The following is a 14,712-nucleotide window of genomic DNA, read 5'->3' on the forward strand; positions in this document are numbered from 1 at the left end:
CAGGAGTTCCGGTGGCCAGGACGCGGGCTCCGGCCCGGGCGGCGAACTGGATGGCCGACTGGCCTACGCCGCCACTGGCGCCGTTGATCAGAAGCGTGTGCCCGTCGGCGAGACGTGCGGCCCGGACGGCTTGGTAGGCGGTCACGCTCGCGGTGGGAAGCGCGGCGGCGAGTGTGAAGGAGAGGTTCTCCGGGATGGGGGCGATTTTGCCGTCCTGCTCGGCGAGGGCGTACTCGGCGTAGGAACCCTCCCCCTGGGGCAGCCGCATGAACTGCCCGTAGACGCGGTCCCCGGGCCGGAAGCGGGTGACGCCAGGGCCCGTCTTCTCGACCAAGCCCGCTCCGTCCGACCCCATGACCAGCGGACAGGCATGCGCAACGGAGTCCCTGAGGGCGCCGTCCGTGACCTTCCAGTCGAAGGGGTTCACTCCGGCTGCGTGGACGCGCACCAGGATTTCACCGGCGCCCGGCTCGGGAGTGGGCAGGTTGACGAACTCGGGCCGGGCTCCGGAATCGGTGACGACGACGGCTTTCATACCGAGGCTCTTTTCCGTACGGGTGGTCTGTCCTGCTGTCGGCAGGTTCAGCCGGCCAGGCTCGGCACCGGCGCCAGAGCGATGGTGTGGTGGGTGTGCTCGACCTTGGCGCGCAAGTAGCGCAGGTTGCTGGGCGTGGTGTGCACGCCGGTGGGTACGGTCCGGGTGACCGAGACGCCGAAGTCGCGCAACTGCTGTGCTTTGTCGGGGTTGTTGGTGAGCAGGTTCAGCTCGGTGATGTCGAGGGCGGCGAGCATCTGGGCGGCGGCCGTGTAGTCGCGGGCGTCCTCGGGCAGGCCGAGGGCCAGGTTGGCCTCGTAGGTGTCCAGACCCTCGTCCTGCAGGGCGTAGGCGTCGAGCTTGTTGTACAGGCCGATGCCGCGGCCTTCCTGGCGGAGGTAGAGCAGGACGCCTCCGGTGGCGGCGATGCGCTCGGTGGCCTCGCGCAGTTGGGGTCCGCAGTCGCAGCGGGCGGAGCCGAAGACGTCGCCGGTCAGGCATTCGGAGTGCAGACGTACCAGCGGAGCGGCGGAGGCGGCCGGGTTTCCCAGGATCAGGGCGACGTGCTCGGCGCTGTCGGCCAGGCCGTTGAAGGTGATCACCTCGGCGGTGACGTGGTAGCCGTCCGAGAAGCGCAGCGGGATACGGACCCGGGTGCGGACAGTGGCGGCGGCGGTGCTGGTGGTCATGGCGTCTCCCGCGATGCATGTGGTTCAAATTTGAACTCTTGCGTTGACGATAAGATGGAGTTCCAATTTGAACAACATGGAGAGGTGTGACGTGGGTCATACGCGATGGCTGAACGAGGAGGAGAAGCGCGCCTGGACGGCCTTCACTACCGCGCACGCGCTGCTGTACCGGCAGCTGGAGCAGCGGCTCAAGCGGGACTTCGGCCTGTCCGGCCTGCAGTACGAGATCCTCGCCCGGCTCAGCGGGGCCCCGAATCGCGAGTTGCGCATGGCCGAGCTGGCCGGCGCGCTGGTCAACTCCAAGAGCGGGCTGACCTATCAAATTGGGCAGATGGACAAGGCCGGACTGGTCCGGCGGCGGTCCTGTGAGAGTGACGAGCGCGCGGTCTACGCGGTTCTCACCGACGAGGGCATGGCTCTGCTGGAGCGGGCGGCGCCCGGTCATGTGTCCCTGGTCAGGGAGCTGCTCATCGACGTGCTCACGCCCGACCAGGTACGGGCGCTCGCCGACGGCCTCGGCGAGGCGAGCCGCCGCATGGCCGCCGGAGCCGGCGGGGTGGGCCCTCCCGTGGCCGATGGGACCACGTGCTCGGATCCTGGCGCTGAGGCCGCCGTCCACATCAAGGCGTGAAGGGGGATCACGGCCGGTTGCTCACCGGCGATGGGCGTGCGCGTGTGTTCTTCACGCTCGCCCTGACCGGCTGGAGCATCGTCATGCCCCAGTCGCGCCGCATGGTCCTCGGCCCTGATCATCGGCTCGACGACCTGCGCGCGGATGGGTGCGCAGCCTGCCGCATGGGCGGACCGTCCCGGTCCGGCACCCGGTGGAACCGTGGGGTTGACGCGTCCGGGAGAGATCCGATGATGGCGAGGTGAGGACACAGAACGGCGAGTCGGTTCTGGCGCGGGCCGTACGGATCTTCGAGGCGTTCACGCCGGAGGAGTCGGCCCTGACCGTCTCGGAGATCGCCCGTCGTACGGGGCTGCACGTGGCGACCGCGTCGCGGCTGGTGGCCGAGCTGGTCTCGTACGGGTTCCTGACCCGGGACGCCGACCGCCGGGTCCGGATCGGCATGCGCATGTGGGAGCTGGCCACCCGGGCCTCGCCCACCCTGTCGCTGCGCAACGCGGCCATGCCGTTCATGGAGGGCGTCCACGACGTCGTCGGACACCACGTGCAGCTCGGGGTGCTGGATGGCGAGGAGGCGCTGTTCCTGGAGCGGCTGACGGCACCGGGCGCGGTCATCAACTACACCCGCATCGCGGGGCGCCTTCCATTGCACGCCTCCTCCAGCGGCCTGGTCCTCCTCGCCCACGGCCCCGCCGACCTGCGCCGACGGGTGCTCGACGAGCCTCTGCGCCGCTACACCCCGAACACTCCGGCCACTGCTGCGCGGCTGCGGGCCGTACTGGCCGAGGTCCTCCGGCAGGGGTACGCGTACTGCCCCGGGTACGTGCATCCGGACGTCCTGGGCATCGCAGCGCCGGTGCGTGACGCGCGCGGTGAGGTGGTGGCCGCGCTGGCGGTGATCGTCCCGAACGAGGCCGGGGCCACGTCCGTCGTGCCGGTGGTGCGGACCGCGGCACGTGGTGTCTCCCGGGCGCTGGGGGCACCGGCCGCCCAGGGGCGGCCGCGCGATGCGGGTGACTCACGTGACAGCAGTGCGAAGACCATATGAGGGGCACAGAAAGTTCGTCTCTCACTGATTGAGAACGCTGTCGCGATCGTTCGTGGTGGCCGCGCATCCTGCCTGCAACCCAACGACGGGAGGCGGCAACGTGGTCGGAATCAGCGTGGTTGCGGATGCCGGGCCCGGCGCCGGTAAGGAACGGCCGACGCCCGGGTACGCGGCAACTCTGGAGGTTGCCGCGAAGGAGCGCGTCGCCGAGGGCGTCGTGTCACTCACCCTCGTGCACCCGGACGGTGGCCGGCTGCCGGACTGGACACCGGGCTCTCACATCGACGTGGTTCTGCCGGAGGGGACGACCCGGCAGTACTCCCTGTGTGGAGACCGCTGGGACGCGCACACCTACCGGATCGCCGTACTGCGGGAACCCGCGGGGCGGGGAGGCTCCGCCTTTGTGCACGACCGGCTGGGGCCAGGGGATCGCGTGGGCGTCGGGGGCCCGCGCAACCGTTTCCCCCTGGTGCCCTCGGCAAAATACCTCTTCATCGCCGGCGGCATCGGTATCACGCCCCTGCTGCCCATGATCCATCAGGCCGAACTGCTCGGCACCGACTGGCAGTTGCTGTACGGCGGGCGTACGCGGGCGTCGATGGCGTTTCACGAGGAGCTGACCGAGACCTACGGCAACCGGGTGCACATCGTCCCCCAGGACGAACTCGGGGTGCTGGACCTGGCCACCTGGCTGGGCACGCCGCGTCCGGACACCACGGTGTACTGCTGCGGCCCCGGCCCGCTGCTGGCCGCCGTCGAAGCCGCGTGTGCCGCTTGGCCGCCGTACGCGTTGCGCAGGGAACGCTTCACCGCCGCCGCGCAGGCCGCGCCGGTGCGGGAGGCCCCCTTCGAGGTGGAACTCCGGCGCACCGGACGCACCGTCACCGTCACCCCGGAGATCTCGGTACTGGAGGCGGTGCGCCGGGTCGGCGCGGAGGTGCTCTCCTCCTGCGAGCAGGGCACCTGCGGCACTTGCCTGACACCGGTGCTCGAAGGACAGCCGGAGCACCGGGACTCGGTGCTGGCCGACCACGAACGGGCGGCGGACGACTGCATGTTCGTGTGCGTGTCGCGGTCCTGCGGCGACCGTCTCGTCCTCGATCTCTGAGACCTCACTTCCTCAAGGAGCCGCGATGACCGAGGCACTGGAGCGTGCCGTCGAGCCGCCCGTCAGTGACGCCGACCCGTTCGCCCATGAGGTCCTGCTGGACCCCGAACCCCTGCACCGGACCCTGCGCGAGGCCGGCCCGGTCGTGTACCTGCCGCGCTACGACGTCCACGCGCTGGCCCGCTACGAGCAGGTGCGCGCCGCCCTGGTGGACTGGCAGCACTTCGAGTCCGGCTCGGGCGTGGGCCTGGCCAACTTCCGTCACGAGAAGCCGTGGCGCCCACCGAGCCTGCTGCTGGAGGCTGACCCACCCCTGCACGACGCACCGCGCCGGGTTCTGCGGGACATCCTCGCCCCGCCCGCCCTGCGCGGCCTGCGCACAGCCTGGGAGACGACGGCTGAGGAACTGGTCGATCAAGTCCTCGCCGAAGGCGTCGAGTTGGACGGTTTCTCGGCGCTGGCGGAAGCCTTCCCGCTGCGCGCCTTCCCGGACGCCGTGGGGCTCGGCCCGGACGGCCGGGCGCACCTCCTGCCGTACGGCAACATGGCCTTCAACGCCTTCGGCCCGCGCAATGACCTCGTGGCAGCGGACGCCCACCGCATGGCCGAGCTGTCCGCATGGGTGAACGCCCAGTGCGCACGGGAAGCCCTGGGCGAGGACAGCTTCGGCGCGCGCATCTGGGCCGCCGCCGACCGCGGGGATCTCACGTACGAGCAAGCCCCGTTGGTGGTGCGTTCCCTGCTCACCGCGGGCGTCGACACCACGGTGCACGGCCTGGCGGCCTGCCTGTACGCCTTCGCCACCCACCCGGACGAATGGCGACGGCTGCGGGCGCGGCCCGAGTTGGTGCCGCTCGCCTTCGATGAGGCGGTCCGCTGGCAGTCGCCGGTGCAGACCTTCTTCCGTACCGCCACCGCCGATGTCACCGTCGCCGGGACGGTCATCCCCAAGGGCACGAAAATCCTCATGTTCCTGGGCGCCGCCAACCGCGACCCCGCCCGCTGGGCCGCCCCCGACCGCTTCGACCTCACCCGTGACCCCTCCGGGCACGTCGGCTTCGGCATGGGCATCCACCAGTGCATCGGTCAGCATGTCGCCCGTCTGGAGGCCGAGGCACTGCTGACCGCCCTCGCCCGGCGCGTCGAGCGCATCGAACTCACCGGCACACCGCGCCGCCACCCCAACAACACGCTGCGCTCGTGGGCCTCGCTGCCCGTGCGCGTGCACCCGGCCGCTTGACCAGCCGGCTGTCCTCTTCCACGGAAAGGCAGGGAACTCAGCAATGTCCCAGCAGGTACGAGGCGTCGTCGCACGGGCGCAGGGCGAGCCGGTCACCATCGAGACGATCGTGATCCCGGACCCGGGGCCGGGGGAGGCGGTGGTGAGGATCCAGGCATGCGGGGTGTGCCACACCGACCTCCACTACCGTGACGGCGGCATCAGCGACGACTTCCCCTTCCTGCTCGGCCACGAGGCGGCCGGCGTGGTGGAGTCGGTCGGCGAGGGCGTCACTGACGTCGAGTCCGGCGACTTCGTCATCCTCAACTGGCGTGCCGTGTGCGGTCAGTGCCGGGCCTGTCTGCGCGGGCGCCCCTGGTACTGCTTCACCACCCACAACGCCCGGCAGAAGATGACCCTCACCGACGGCACCCAGCTGTCCACGGCCCTCGGTATCGGCGCCTTCGCCGAAAAAACCCTGGTCGCCGCAGGCCAGTGCACCAAGGTCGACCCGGCCGCGTCCCCGGCCGCGGCGGGGCTGCTGGGCTGCGGCGTCATGGCCGGTATCGGCGCGGCTGTCAACACCGGCGCGGTCACCCGTGGCGATGCGGTGGCCGTGCTCGGCTGCGGCGGCGTCGGCGACGCGGCGGTAGTCGGCTCCCGGCTGGCGGGCGCCGCGAAGATCATCGCCGTGGACATCGACGACCGAAAGCTCGCCACCGCGACATCCCTGGGCGCCACCCACACCGTCAACTCCCGGGATGCGGACCCCGTGGCGGCGGTGCGCGAGCTGACCGGGGGCTTCGGAGCGGACGTGGTCATCGAGGCGGTCGGCCGCCCCGAGACGTACCGGCAGGCGTTCTACGCCCGCGACCTGGCCGGCACGGTCGTCCTCGTCGGCGTCCCCACACCGGAGATGAAGCTGGAGCTGCCGCTGCTGGACGTGTTCGGCAGGGGCGGGGCGCTGAAGTCGTCCTGGTACGGGGACTGCCTGCCCTCCCGGGACTTCCCCGTGCTGATCGATCTGTACCTCCAGGGCCGCCTGAACCTGGACGCGTTCGTCACCGAGACGATCGCCCTGAACGGGGTCGAGGACGCCTTCGCCCGGATGCACAAGGGCGATGTGCTGCGCTCCGTGGTCGTCGTGTGACGGCTGCCGGCGTCGAGCACCTGAGCCCACGTCCGGCACTTCAGTCTGGTCGGCGGCGCCTGGGACGTGGGCCGCCACATTCGAACGTACTGAACGTTATGACTATAGTGGTCAGTATGAATAGCATGGTTGTGGGTGATGTGGAGATCACCCAACTCGTGGACGTAGCCGCGGTCCGCATGGACCGCGGCACCTTCTATCCAGACTGTGACCAGATGCTGTGGGAGCGGAATCGTTCGTGGCTGGCACCGGACTCATGGGATCCGGACGCGGATGAGGTGCTGATGGTGGTGCAAGGGTGGCTGGTCCGCAGCGGCGACCGCACAGTCCTTGTGGACACAGGTCTTGGCAGCACCGAAGAGCAGCAGTCCCCGCCGTTTCTCGAGGCGCTGCGGCGGGCCGACGTGCGGGCGGAGGACGTAGACCTCGTGGTGTGTACGCACCTGCACGGCGACCACGTCGGCTGGAACACGCGACGCGTCGGCGACACGTTCGTGTCGACGTTCCCGCGGGCGCGCTACCTGCTGGCCCGCGCCGACTACGACTTCTATCATCCCCGCACCCGCACCACCGCCCGCTCGGGCGAGAACACGCAGGCCGCGTTCGAGCGCTGTGTCGCACCCATCGAGCAGGCCGGACAACTGGACCTGTGGGAGGAGGCCCAGGATCTGGACGCGGCGCTGCGGCTGGAGCCGGCCCCCGGGCATACGCCCGGATCGAGTGTGCTCACGCTGCGCTCCGGCAATGAGCGGGCGGTGTTCGTCGGTGACATGATGCACGGCCCGCTGCAGGTGACCGTGCCGGACTGCTGTCCGGCCTCTGATGAGGACCCGGCCCAAGCGCGCGCTACCCGGCGACGCGTGCTGGGCTGGGCCGCCGATGAGGACGCGCTCGTCGTGCCGGCGCACTTCCATGCAGGTGGCGCGCTCCGAGTGCGTCGTGACGGGAGCACCTTCGCCGTCCGCGACTGGCGCCTGCGACGCTGAGCAGGTCCTCGCCGCGCGGCGCTACCGCGCGGCGGAAGTCTCGGCTGAGGAACGTGCTGCGGGTGATTGGCTCACGCGGCGCCTGCCGGGATGCCTCGGCGCACGGTGCTGCCCACACGGCGGCCCCGGCTCCGGCGCCGTTGTGAACCCGTATCGGCGCGAAGCCGACAGGCCGACCATCCCCACCGGTGGCTGAGACAACCGGATGACGAATGCCCCGTGGAAGGTGCTTGATGAGACTCAATGGCAAGATCGCTTTTGTATCCGGTGCGGCCTCGGGAATCGGACGTGCCGCGGTGTCACTGTTCCGGCAAGAAGGTGCTCAGGTGGTGGCGGCCGACCTGAACAGTGAGCAGTTGGCGGAATCTTTCGCCGCGGCCGACGGAATCACCGCTGTTCCGCTCGACGTCAGCGACAGTGCTGCGGTCACCGCAGCGTTCAGGCAGGTGGAGGCGCGGCATGGCCGCCTCGATGTGCTGGTCAACGCGGCCGGCATCACCGGGCCAGGATCGGAAGTCGACCGGATGGCCGCAGCGAACGAACGAGCGCTGGAGGCGATAAAACGGGGGGATGCGCCGGCGTTCGACTATCTCGAAGACACCACCGACGACGACTTTCGTCGCACGATGGAAATCAATCTGTTCAGCCAGTTCTATACCCTGCGTTCGGCCGCGCCGCTGATGAAGCGTGCCGGGGGCGGAAGCGTCGTCAACATCTCCAGTGTGCTCGCGCTGGTCGGCACGGCGCAGCCCCTGTATTACCCGGCCTCGAAGGCCGGAATCCTCGGCCTCACCCGGGCAGCCGCCGCTGAGCTGGCGCCGTACCAGATCCGGGTGAACGCGATCGCCCCGGGCGGCGTGGACACGCCGATGGTGCACCAGCACTCCGAGGAACTCATCCAGTTCCTGCAGTCGCTGCAGACGATCAAGCGATTGGGCACTCCGGAGGAGATCGCCCAGACAATCCTGTTCCTCGCCGACGACACCACCGGCGGCTTCTACACGGGCCAGACCCTGTCGCCCAGCGGCGGAACGCACATGTAGGGGGTGCCGAGGCCGGGCGCGTCACCGCGGCTGCACACGTTGGTGGACAGCGTACGCAATGGCGGGGCGGCGGAGCCTGCCGCGGAGGCGCGCATCAGGATGACCACCGTATGAGATCATGGCCTCAGGCAGAGGAAGGGTCAAGAAGGTGCGTCGGCTGATCGAGCAAGACTCCATGAAGGCCGCTCGGATCCTGGACAGTACCCGCAAACTGGTCATCGAACACGGCATCCGCAAGGTGACGATCTCCGAGATCGCCGAGTCCGCCGGCGTGGCCAAGGGCACGGTCTACCTGTATTGGAACACCAAGGAGGACTTGGTCCTCGGCGTGTTCGCTCGCGAGTTGCTGTCCTGGATCGACAAGATCAACGCCGGGATCAAGAAGGAACCCCACCTCATCCTGCCGCGGCGCCTGGCACCGCTGATGATTCGCACGACGTTGGGCAATTCGTGGCTGCGGCGCTTGCAGGACGGCGACATGCTGCGGCTGCTCTCCTATCACGCAGACAATCGGGAGCGATTCGCCGCGGCATCGCCGAGCGAGATGTGCCACGCGGCCATGCCCGTCCTGCGTGACCACGGGCTCGTGCGTGACGACCGCCCGCTGTCCAAGCAGATCTTTGTCCTGGACTCCCTCCTGATCGGCTTCGGCACGGTCATGGCCGACCCTCCAGCGGCGGGCTCGTTCCACATCGACGATCCTCAAGAAGTCCTCGCCGACACCGTCCACCAGTTGCTCGAACCGCTCAAGGACCCCGCCGAGCACATCATCACCGCAGCCGCGGAGACGGTGCTCGCCCGGTTCGCAGCCATTCACGAGAACGTCTTTGCGCTCATCGCGGTCGGCTCAGACGACCCCGCCTGATTCCCAGCCGCACGGCGTCTGCTGGCCATGGCGGAATTCCCCGGGGGTGGTGCCGCAGTGGCGGGTGAAGAACTTGCCGAAATTGGTGGGTTCCGAGAAGCCGAGGCGGCGTGCGATGACCGCGACGGGCTCGTCGGTGTGGGCGAGGAGCCGCTGGGCCTGGAGGGCGACGCGGGCATCGATGGCCTCTTTGACGGACTGCCCGGTGGCGGCCCGGCAGGCGCGGGTGAGGGTCTTGACGGTGTAGCCCAGACGGTCGGCGTAGTCCTCGGCACGCCGGGTGGTGGCGTAGGAGCGTTCCAGCTCGGCGCGGAAACGGGCGTAGACCTCGCCGCCGGCATGCGGGTCGGTGCGCGTCCCGTGGTGGGGAAATCGGTCGATGTGCAGCAGGAGGGCGGCGAGCAGCAGGCGCAGGATGTCGCGGGAGGCTCCTTGCGGGCGGGTGGATTCGGCGCGCAGTCGGCCGAACAGGGCGGAGGTGGTGGCGTAGTCGCTGCCGGCTGCCAGTTGCCAGCAACTCGGTGCGGACCAGTCGCCGACGAGTCGGCTGGTTGCCGTCGGCTCGGGGAAGGCGGCAGTGAACAGCAGATGGGTGCCGTTCATCCGGCCGGGCGCGGTGAAGCGCTGCACCTGGCCGGGGCGGACCCAGAGCAGGGTGCCGGGGCGGCAGGAGTGGGTGACGAAGTCGACGGTGTGCTCACCGGCGCCCTCGGTGATCAGCGTGAGGGAGTGGAAGTCGGCGCGGTGCACCTGTTGCAGGCTGCCGTCGGTGACCCGGCTGTGCAACGCGGCCAGGTCGGTGATCTCGATGCCGGGCGCAGGAGCGTGCGGCGGATTGAACCCGAACCCTGGGATGGCGGCCGCTCCGGCCCTCACCAGGTCGTCCGGACCGTTCGCGGGCCCTACGCCCCTGTCCGTTTTTGACCACGACACGTCTTTACCTTACCTCGCCTGCCTGGACCTTTGCGCGGACAGTGGAGAGTGAGGCAGCACAGGAGCCTCGTTCCACCAGATACCCGCCATGCGCAACTCCACTGAAAGGGATCATGTGATGAGCCGGATCGTCGTGTTCGGGGCCGCCGGAAAGGCCGGCTCCCGTGTCGTCGTCGAGGCCGCAGCCCGTGGCCACCAGGTCACCGCCGTCGCCCGCACCGTCGATGCGCTGACCGCCCTTCCCGACGGGGTCCGCACGGTCGCGGGCGACGTCACCGACCAGCCAGCGGTCGCGGCCCTCGCCAAGGACGCGGACGTCCTGGTGCTGACCGTCGGCAGCCCGGATGCCGCCCTCTACACCGACGCCGTCGCCTCTGCCGCGGCGGCCGCCCGCGCCCTGGGACCGGCTGGCCCGCGCATCATCCACATGGGCGGCGGTGCGAGCCTTCTCAACGACGACGGCGTGCGGTTCTTCGACGCCCCCGGCTTCCCCGAGGAGTTCAAGCCCTACGCCATCGGGCAGATCCATGCCCTGGACGCCTACCTGGCCCTCGACGAAGGCGTCACCTGGACTTATCTGTCCCCGCCTCCGGTCCACTTCGCCCCCGGCGAGCGCACCGGCCGCTATCGCACCGGCCTCGATCACCCCGTCACCGGGCCGGACGGCGAGGCGCGAATCTCCTACGAGGACTACGCCGCCGCTCTCGTCGATGAGATCGACAACCCCCGGCACCTCAACCACCGTTTCACCGTCGGCTACTGATCCACCCGATCGGCAACAGCGCCACGTACAGCCGGCGGCTCCGCATAACCTGCCTGTCAGCTCTGCTCGTCGTCCAGCGTCAACGGGTCGGTACCCTGCCACGCGGCTCGCAACAGCCGCCGCAGATCTTGCGGGGCCACAGCGCGCGGGTTGTTCGGCGGGACCACCTCCAGGATCGCCCGTACGGCATCGTCGATGTCTGCCTCGTCGAACCCGTGGTCGCGCAGTGCTTTCGGCGCGTCCACGGCATGGCGCAGCCATTGCAGGCCCTCAATGGCCGACGCGGCGCCGAGGGCTTCCGCGATCCGGTGCTCGGCCTCCGGTGCGGCGGGTGCGTTGAACGCCAGCACATACGGCAGCACGATCGCGTGCGTCTGGGCGTGCGGCAGGTCGTACGCGCCGCCCAGCACATGACAGATCTTGTGATGCAGCCCCGAGCCCGCGGAGGAGAACGCCACCGCCGACAGGTAGGCCCCGTACAGGACCTGTTCGCGGCCGTCGAGCCCGGCCGGGTCGGACACCACGGCCGGCAGCCCGGCCGCCAGTGCGCGGATGCCCTCGCCCGCCAGCGCCCGGTCCACCGGGTCGGTGCGCGGCGCCCAGAGGGAATCCACGCAGTGTGCGAGGGCGTTCAGCCCCGAAGCGACACTCATCGCCACCGGCAGCGACAGGGTCAGCGTCGCGTCATAGACGACCGATCGAGGCAGCACCCGCGCGTCCACGCCCGTGTTCTTGCGTGCCTCCTCGGTCAGCCCCCAGACGCTGGTGGCCTCCGACCCCGCGTAGGTCGTGGGGACGGCCACGATGGGGAGCCCGCTGGTCAGCGCGACCGCCTTCGCGAGCCCGGTCGTCGAGCCCCCGCCGACGCTGACCAGGAGGTCCACCTGGTGCGCGGTCGCCGCGGCGCGTGCCCGCTCGGCCGACTCGACCGGAACGTGCATCACCACCTCGTCGTGGCGGACCACGACCGGCACCTGGGCGGTGACCTTCTCGGCCAGGCCGCTCTCGGTCGGCGCCGCGATCACCATCACCCGGGAGCCGCCTAGCCGCTCCACCTCGGCGCGCACCGTCGCAGGCGCTTCGCCGGGTGCGAAATGGACGCGCTGCGCAAGGGTCTCATGCTCGAATCGCACGTGATCCTTCTCCTTCTGTTCGTGGGAGGGGAACTGCCGGGCAGAGAGGGAAGCGGTCATGTCCGCTGCGGGGAGAGCATGATGTCGAACCGCACGCGGGACCAGCTCCGTCCCGACAGGTCGCGTCCGTCGGGAGCCGGTGTGCCGGGCTGCTGCTGCTCGAAGCGCTTGACGAGGGATTCCTTGACGCCGAACACGGCGTCGGAGCCCAGCAGGCTGTCCCCCTCGGCGAAGATGTGGGTGACGAGGGTGCGCAGGCCCGGTGCGGTGGCCATGAAGTGCAGATGGGAAGCGCGCAGGGGCGAGCGCGCGGTCTTGTCGAGCAGGGCTCCGACGGGTCCGTCATGGGGGATGGGGTACGGCGTGGGAGTGAGCCCCCAGAACGCGTAACCGCCCTTGTCGTCGGTGTACAGGTGTGCCCGGCCGGCCAGGTGGCCGTCGTCGTACTGCACGTCGTAGAGGCCGTCTTCGTCGGCTTCCCAGACTTCGAGGCGTGCGCCGGGTACGGGGTTGCCGTCGGTGTCGGTGACGGTGCCCTCGACCCAGCAGGGTTCTCCCGGGGCGCCTGCGGCCATGTCGCCCCCCAGGGGGATCTCGGGAGAGCCCTCCACGAAGAACGGGCCGACCACCGTTGCCTCGGTGGCGCCTGTGGTGGCCTCATGGTTGACGTTGATGGTCTGCATGGACGCGCCGAGGACGTCGGACAGCAGCACGAACTCCTGGCGTCGGTCAGTGGTGATGTGGCCGGCGGCGGTCAGGAAGTCGATGGCCTGTTGCCACTCCGCTTCGGTCAGACGGACCTCACGGATGAAGGCGTGCACGTGCCGCACCAGAGCCTGCGTCAGTTCCTTGAGCCGGGGATCCGGCGTGTCCTCGAATGATGCGAGCACCGTCTGGACCAGCTCGTCCTCTACCTGACGCTGGGCGTCCGACACGGTGGGAGTGGTGGTCATCTTGAGGTCCCTCCTGAAGGTGGCATGGTTGTCGGAGTATTCCCGGGGTGCCGGTGGGGAGAGGTCACGGGGCGATCCGGCTCGGTTCTGTTGTCGGACCCGCTACGGCGCATCCCCGCGACCACCAGCACGGTGCATACCAGCACAACGCCCGCGGTGACGCGGTAGCCGATGGCGACGGAGTGGGAGAACGCCTCCGCGACAGCTGTCCGGGCCTGGGCTCCCGTCCGCGCGGCGGCGAACGCCTCGGCCGGTGTCGTCCCGGCGGAGCCGATCGACGCAGGGAGGCGCGAGGAGAAACCGGTGGCGATGGCCGTGCCGACGACGGCGACGCCGAGCGCGCTGCCTAGCTCCCGGGCCGCACTGTTGAGTCCTGACCCGACGCCCACCCGGTGTGGCGGGAGTCCGGAGACGACGGCGTGCGAGAGCGCCGGGGTTGCCAGGCCGTTGCCGAGCGCTGTGACCAACGTGTATGCGGTGAGCAGGGAGAAGGGAGTGGCGGCGGTCGCCGTGGACAGCAGCAGCAGCCCGCCGCTGACGAGCAGCAGCCCGGTGAAAACGCTCGACAGGGCGCCCCAGCGGTCGGTCCAGCGCAGGCCGATCCGGGTCGCCGCGACGATTCCCGCCGCGAGGGGCAGCCCGCCGAATCCCGCCTGGAGCGGGGAGAACCCTTTGACGTACTGGAGGAACTGGGCGTTGACGTAGAAGAGGGCGAACATGCCGAAGAAGACGGTGGCGACGCCCACGGTTCCCGAGCGCACCGGAGGCAGCCGGAACAGGCGGGGGTCCAGGATGGGCCGCTCGATGCGCAGCTCGGCCAGGACGAAGCCGGTCAGCACGACCGCGGCAGTCCCGAAGGCGGCCAGGACGGGGACTGACGTCCAGCCGCGCGCCGGGCCCTCGATGATGCCGAACAGCAGGGCGATACAGCCCGTGATCAGCAGTGCCGAGCCCGGAGCGTCCAGTCCGGTCGGAGCCCGGCCGGCCCGCGGCGTGAGGTACGCCGCGCAAGCCAGCAGCACGACAGCGATCGGTACGTAGGCCCAGAAGAGCGCGCGCCAGGGCAGGTACTGCAGGATGAGCGCCCCGCCGGAGTTTCCCAGGACGCCGCCCACCGGCTGCGAGGCGCTCCAGATCGCGACGGCGGCGGCACGCCGGGCCGGGGGGACGCCGTGCAGGAGCAGGGACATGGACGCCGGCATGAGCAGTGCCGCTCCGAACCCGCTCAGCGCTCGCCCGGTGAGCAGCAGCGCCACATCCGGGGCGAGCGCCGACACGGCGCCGCCCGCGGCGAACAGGCCGAGACCGCACAGCAGGGCGCCCTTGCGGCCGAGGTGGTCACCCAGCGCTCCGGCGGGGACCAGCAGAGCCGCGAAGACGATGACGTACGAGTCGACGATCCACAGCAACTGCGCGGGCGACGGGTGCAGGCCGCTCGCCGAGAGCTTGGGAATCGCGAGGTTGATGGCGGCGACGAGCGACTGCACGCACATCACCGAGCCGCACATCACCAGCAGCACATCGCGTGTCCTGCGAGGGGGTGCGTCGACGACGGGGTACGCCGTGAGGTCGGCGGATGCCGTGACCGCTTCTTGTCGTCCTGGTGCGCCGGGCGCGTTGCCGGGCGCGTCCGGCGCGGGGACGCCTGCCATGCTG

14 protein-coding genes and 1 pseudogene are annotated in these 14,712 nt (G+C 70.0%); 9 read left to right on the forward strand and 6 right to left on the reverse strand.

The window, feature by feature from the left end; translation table 11 throughout:
• Nucleotides 1-250: 250 nt before the first annotated feature.
• Nucleotides 251-535 (reverse strand): annotated as a pseudogene (locus tag ACZ6CL_RS19845) (alcohol dehydrogenase catalytic domain-containing protein); the annotation flags it as partial.
• A gap of 47 nt (nt 536-582) precedes the next feature.
• A complete protein-coding gene (locus ACZ6CL_RS19850) occupies nt 583-1,224 on the reverse strand; it encodes a GTP cyclohydrolase II (RefSeq protein WP_468937431.1) in 642 nt (213 codons plus the stop codon).
• Nucleotides 1,225-1,315: 91 nt separating this feature from the next.
• Between ACZ6CL_RS19850 and ACZ6CL_RS19855 the strand changes: the two genes are divergently transcribed.
• The 8 genes from ACZ6CL_RS19855 (at nt 1,316) to ACZ6CL_RS19890 (ending at nt 9,274) form a co-directional block, all read left to right on the forward strand.
• Nucleotides 1,316-1,855, forward strand: a complete 540-nt coding sequence (locus ACZ6CL_RS19855) for a MarR family winged helix-turn-helix transcriptional regulator (RefSeq protein ID WP_468937432.1) — start codon at nt 1,316-1,318, stop codon at nt 1,853-1,855.
• 241 nt (nt 1,856-2,096) lie between these two features.
• Complete coding sequence (locus ACZ6CL_RS19860; RefSeq protein WP_468937433.1) at nt 2,097-2,903, forward strand: IclR family transcriptional regulator; 807 nt, start codon at nt 2,097-2,099, stop codon at nt 2,901-2,903.
• 100 nt (nt 2,904-3,003) lie between these two features.
• Nucleotides 3,004-4,011 carry a PDR/VanB family oxidoreductase gene (locus tag ACZ6CL_RS19865; RefSeq protein ID WP_468937434.1) on the forward strand — a complete coding sequence of 336 codons (1,008 nt, stop codon included), beginning with the start codon at nt 3,004-3,006 and terminating at the stop codon, nt 4,009-4,011.
• Nucleotides 4,012-4,036: 25 nt separating this feature from the next.
• On the forward strand, nt 4,037-5,251 hold the full coding sequence (locus ACZ6CL_RS19870) for a cytochrome P450 (RefSeq protein WP_468937435.1): 1,215 nt from the start codon (nt 4,037-4,039) through the stop codon (nt 5,249-5,251).
• Between the two features lie 43 nt (nt 5,252-5,294).
• The gene (locus tag ACZ6CL_RS19875; protein ID WP_468937436.1) at nt 5,295-6,380 is read left to right on the forward strand and encodes an S-(hydroxymethyl)mycothiol dehydrogenase; all 1,086 of its coding nucleotides are present in this window, start codon (nt 5,295-5,297) and stop codon (nt 6,378-6,380) included.
• A 116-nt stretch (nt 6,381-6,496) separates the two neighbouring features.
• Nucleotides 6,497-7,366: an MBL fold metallo-hydrolase gene (locus ACZ6CL_RS19880; RefSeq protein ID WP_468937437.1), complete on the forward strand. Its 870-nt coding sequence runs from the start codon at nt 6,497-6,499 to the stop codon at nt 7,364-7,366.
• A gap of 233 nt (nt 7,367-7,599) precedes the next feature.
• On the forward strand, nt 7,600-8,409 hold the full coding sequence (locus ACZ6CL_RS19885; protein ID WP_468937438.1) for an SDR family NAD(P)-dependent oxidoreductase: 810 nt from the start codon (nt 7,600-7,602) through the stop codon (nt 8,407-8,409).
• A gap of 148 nt (nt 8,410-8,557) precedes the next feature.
• Nucleotides 8,558-9,274, forward strand: a complete 717-nt coding sequence (locus tag ACZ6CL_RS19890) for a TetR/AcrR family transcriptional regulator (RefSeq protein WP_468937439.1) — start codon at nt 8,558-8,560, stop codon at nt 9,272-9,274.
• Here ACZ6CL_RS19890 and ACZ6CL_RS19895 read toward each other — a convergent pair.
• Nucleotides 9,257-10,153, reverse strand: a complete 897-nt coding sequence (locus tag ACZ6CL_RS19895) for an AraC family transcriptional regulator (protein ID WP_468937643.1) — start codon at nt 10,151-10,153, stop codon at nt 9,257-9,259. The two genes, ACZ6CL_RS19890 and ACZ6CL_RS19895, sit on opposite strands and share 18 nt — an antisense overlap.
• Before the next feature lie 172 nt (nt 10,154-10,325).
• On the opposite strand from ACZ6CL_RS19895, the gene ACZ6CL_RS19900 reads away from it, so the two are divergent.
• Entirely contained in the window at nt 10,326-10,970 is a 645-nt protein-coding gene (locus tag ACZ6CL_RS19900; protein WP_468937440.1) for an NAD(P)-dependent oxidoreductase, read from the forward strand.
• 56 nt (nt 10,971-11,026) lie between these two features.
• Here the strand turns inward: ACZ6CL_RS19900 and ACZ6CL_RS19905 are convergent, their stop codons facing one another.
• From ACZ6CL_RS19905 to ACZ6CL_RS19915, 3 genes are read right to left on the reverse strand one after another with little or no spacing between them, the layout of a single operon-like run.
• Nucleotides 11,027-12,103, reverse strand: coding sequence for a maleylacetate reductase (locus tag ACZ6CL_RS19905; RefSeq protein WP_468937441.1), 1,077 nt, complete (start codon nt 12,101-12,103; stop codon nt 11,027-11,029).
• 56 nt (nt 12,104-12,159) lie between these two features.
• Nucleotides 12,160-13,056 carry a dioxygenase family protein gene (locus tag ACZ6CL_RS19910; protein WP_468937442.1) on the reverse strand — a complete coding sequence of 299 codons (897 nt, stop codon included), beginning with the start codon at nt 13,054-13,056 and terminating at the stop codon, nt 12,160-12,162.
• The gene (locus tag ACZ6CL_RS19915; RefSeq protein WP_468937443.1) at nt 13,053-14,708 is read right to left on the reverse strand and encodes an MFS transporter; all 1,656 of its coding nucleotides are present in this window, start codon (nt 14,706-14,708) and stop codon (nt 13,053-13,055) included. Before ACZ6CL_RS19915 ends, ACZ6CL_RS19910 begins: the two co-directional genes overlap by 4 nt.
• Nucleotides 14,709-14,712 lie beyond the last annotated feature (4 nt).

The organism is Streptomyces sp. NPDC041200, assembly GCF_055591805.1.

What these genes read in the sequence shown, in the direction of transcription:
- ACZ6CL_RS19850 (WP_468937431.1), bottom strand. Translation starts at nt 1,224, where the DNA reads ATGACCACCAGCACCGCCGCCGCCACTGTCCGCACCCGGGTCCGTATC.
- ACZ6CL_RS19870 (WP_468937435.1), top strand. Translation starts at nt 4,037, where the DNA reads ATGACCGAGGCACTGGAGCGTGCCGTCGAGCCGCCCGTCAGTGACGCC.
- ACZ6CL_RS19875 (WP_468937436.1), top strand. Translation starts at nt 5,295, where the DNA reads ATGTCCCAGCAGGTACGAGGCGTCGTCGCACGGGCGCAGGGCGAGCCG.
- ACZ6CL_RS19880 (WP_468937437.1), top strand. Translation starts at nt 6,497, where the DNA reads ATGAATAGCATGGTTGTGGGTGATGTGGAGATCACCCAACTCGTGGAC.
- ACZ6CL_RS19885 (WP_468937438.1), top strand. Translation starts at nt 7,600, where the DNA reads ATGAGACTCAATGGCAAGATCGCTTTTGTATCCGGTGCGGCCTCGGGA.
- ACZ6CL_RS19900 (WP_468937440.1), top strand. Translation starts at nt 10,326, where the DNA reads ATGAGCCGGATCGTCGTGTTCGGGGCCGCCGGAAAGGCCGGCTCCCGT.
- ACZ6CL_RS19910 (WP_468937442.1), bottom strand. Translation starts at nt 13,056, where the DNA reads ATGACCACCACTCCCACCGTGTCGGACGCCCAGCGTCAGGTAGAGGAC.
- ACZ6CL_RS19915 (WP_468937443.1), bottom strand. Translation starts at nt 14,708, where the DNA reads ATGGCAGGCGTCCCCGCGCCGGACGCGCCCGGCAACGCGCCCGGCGCA.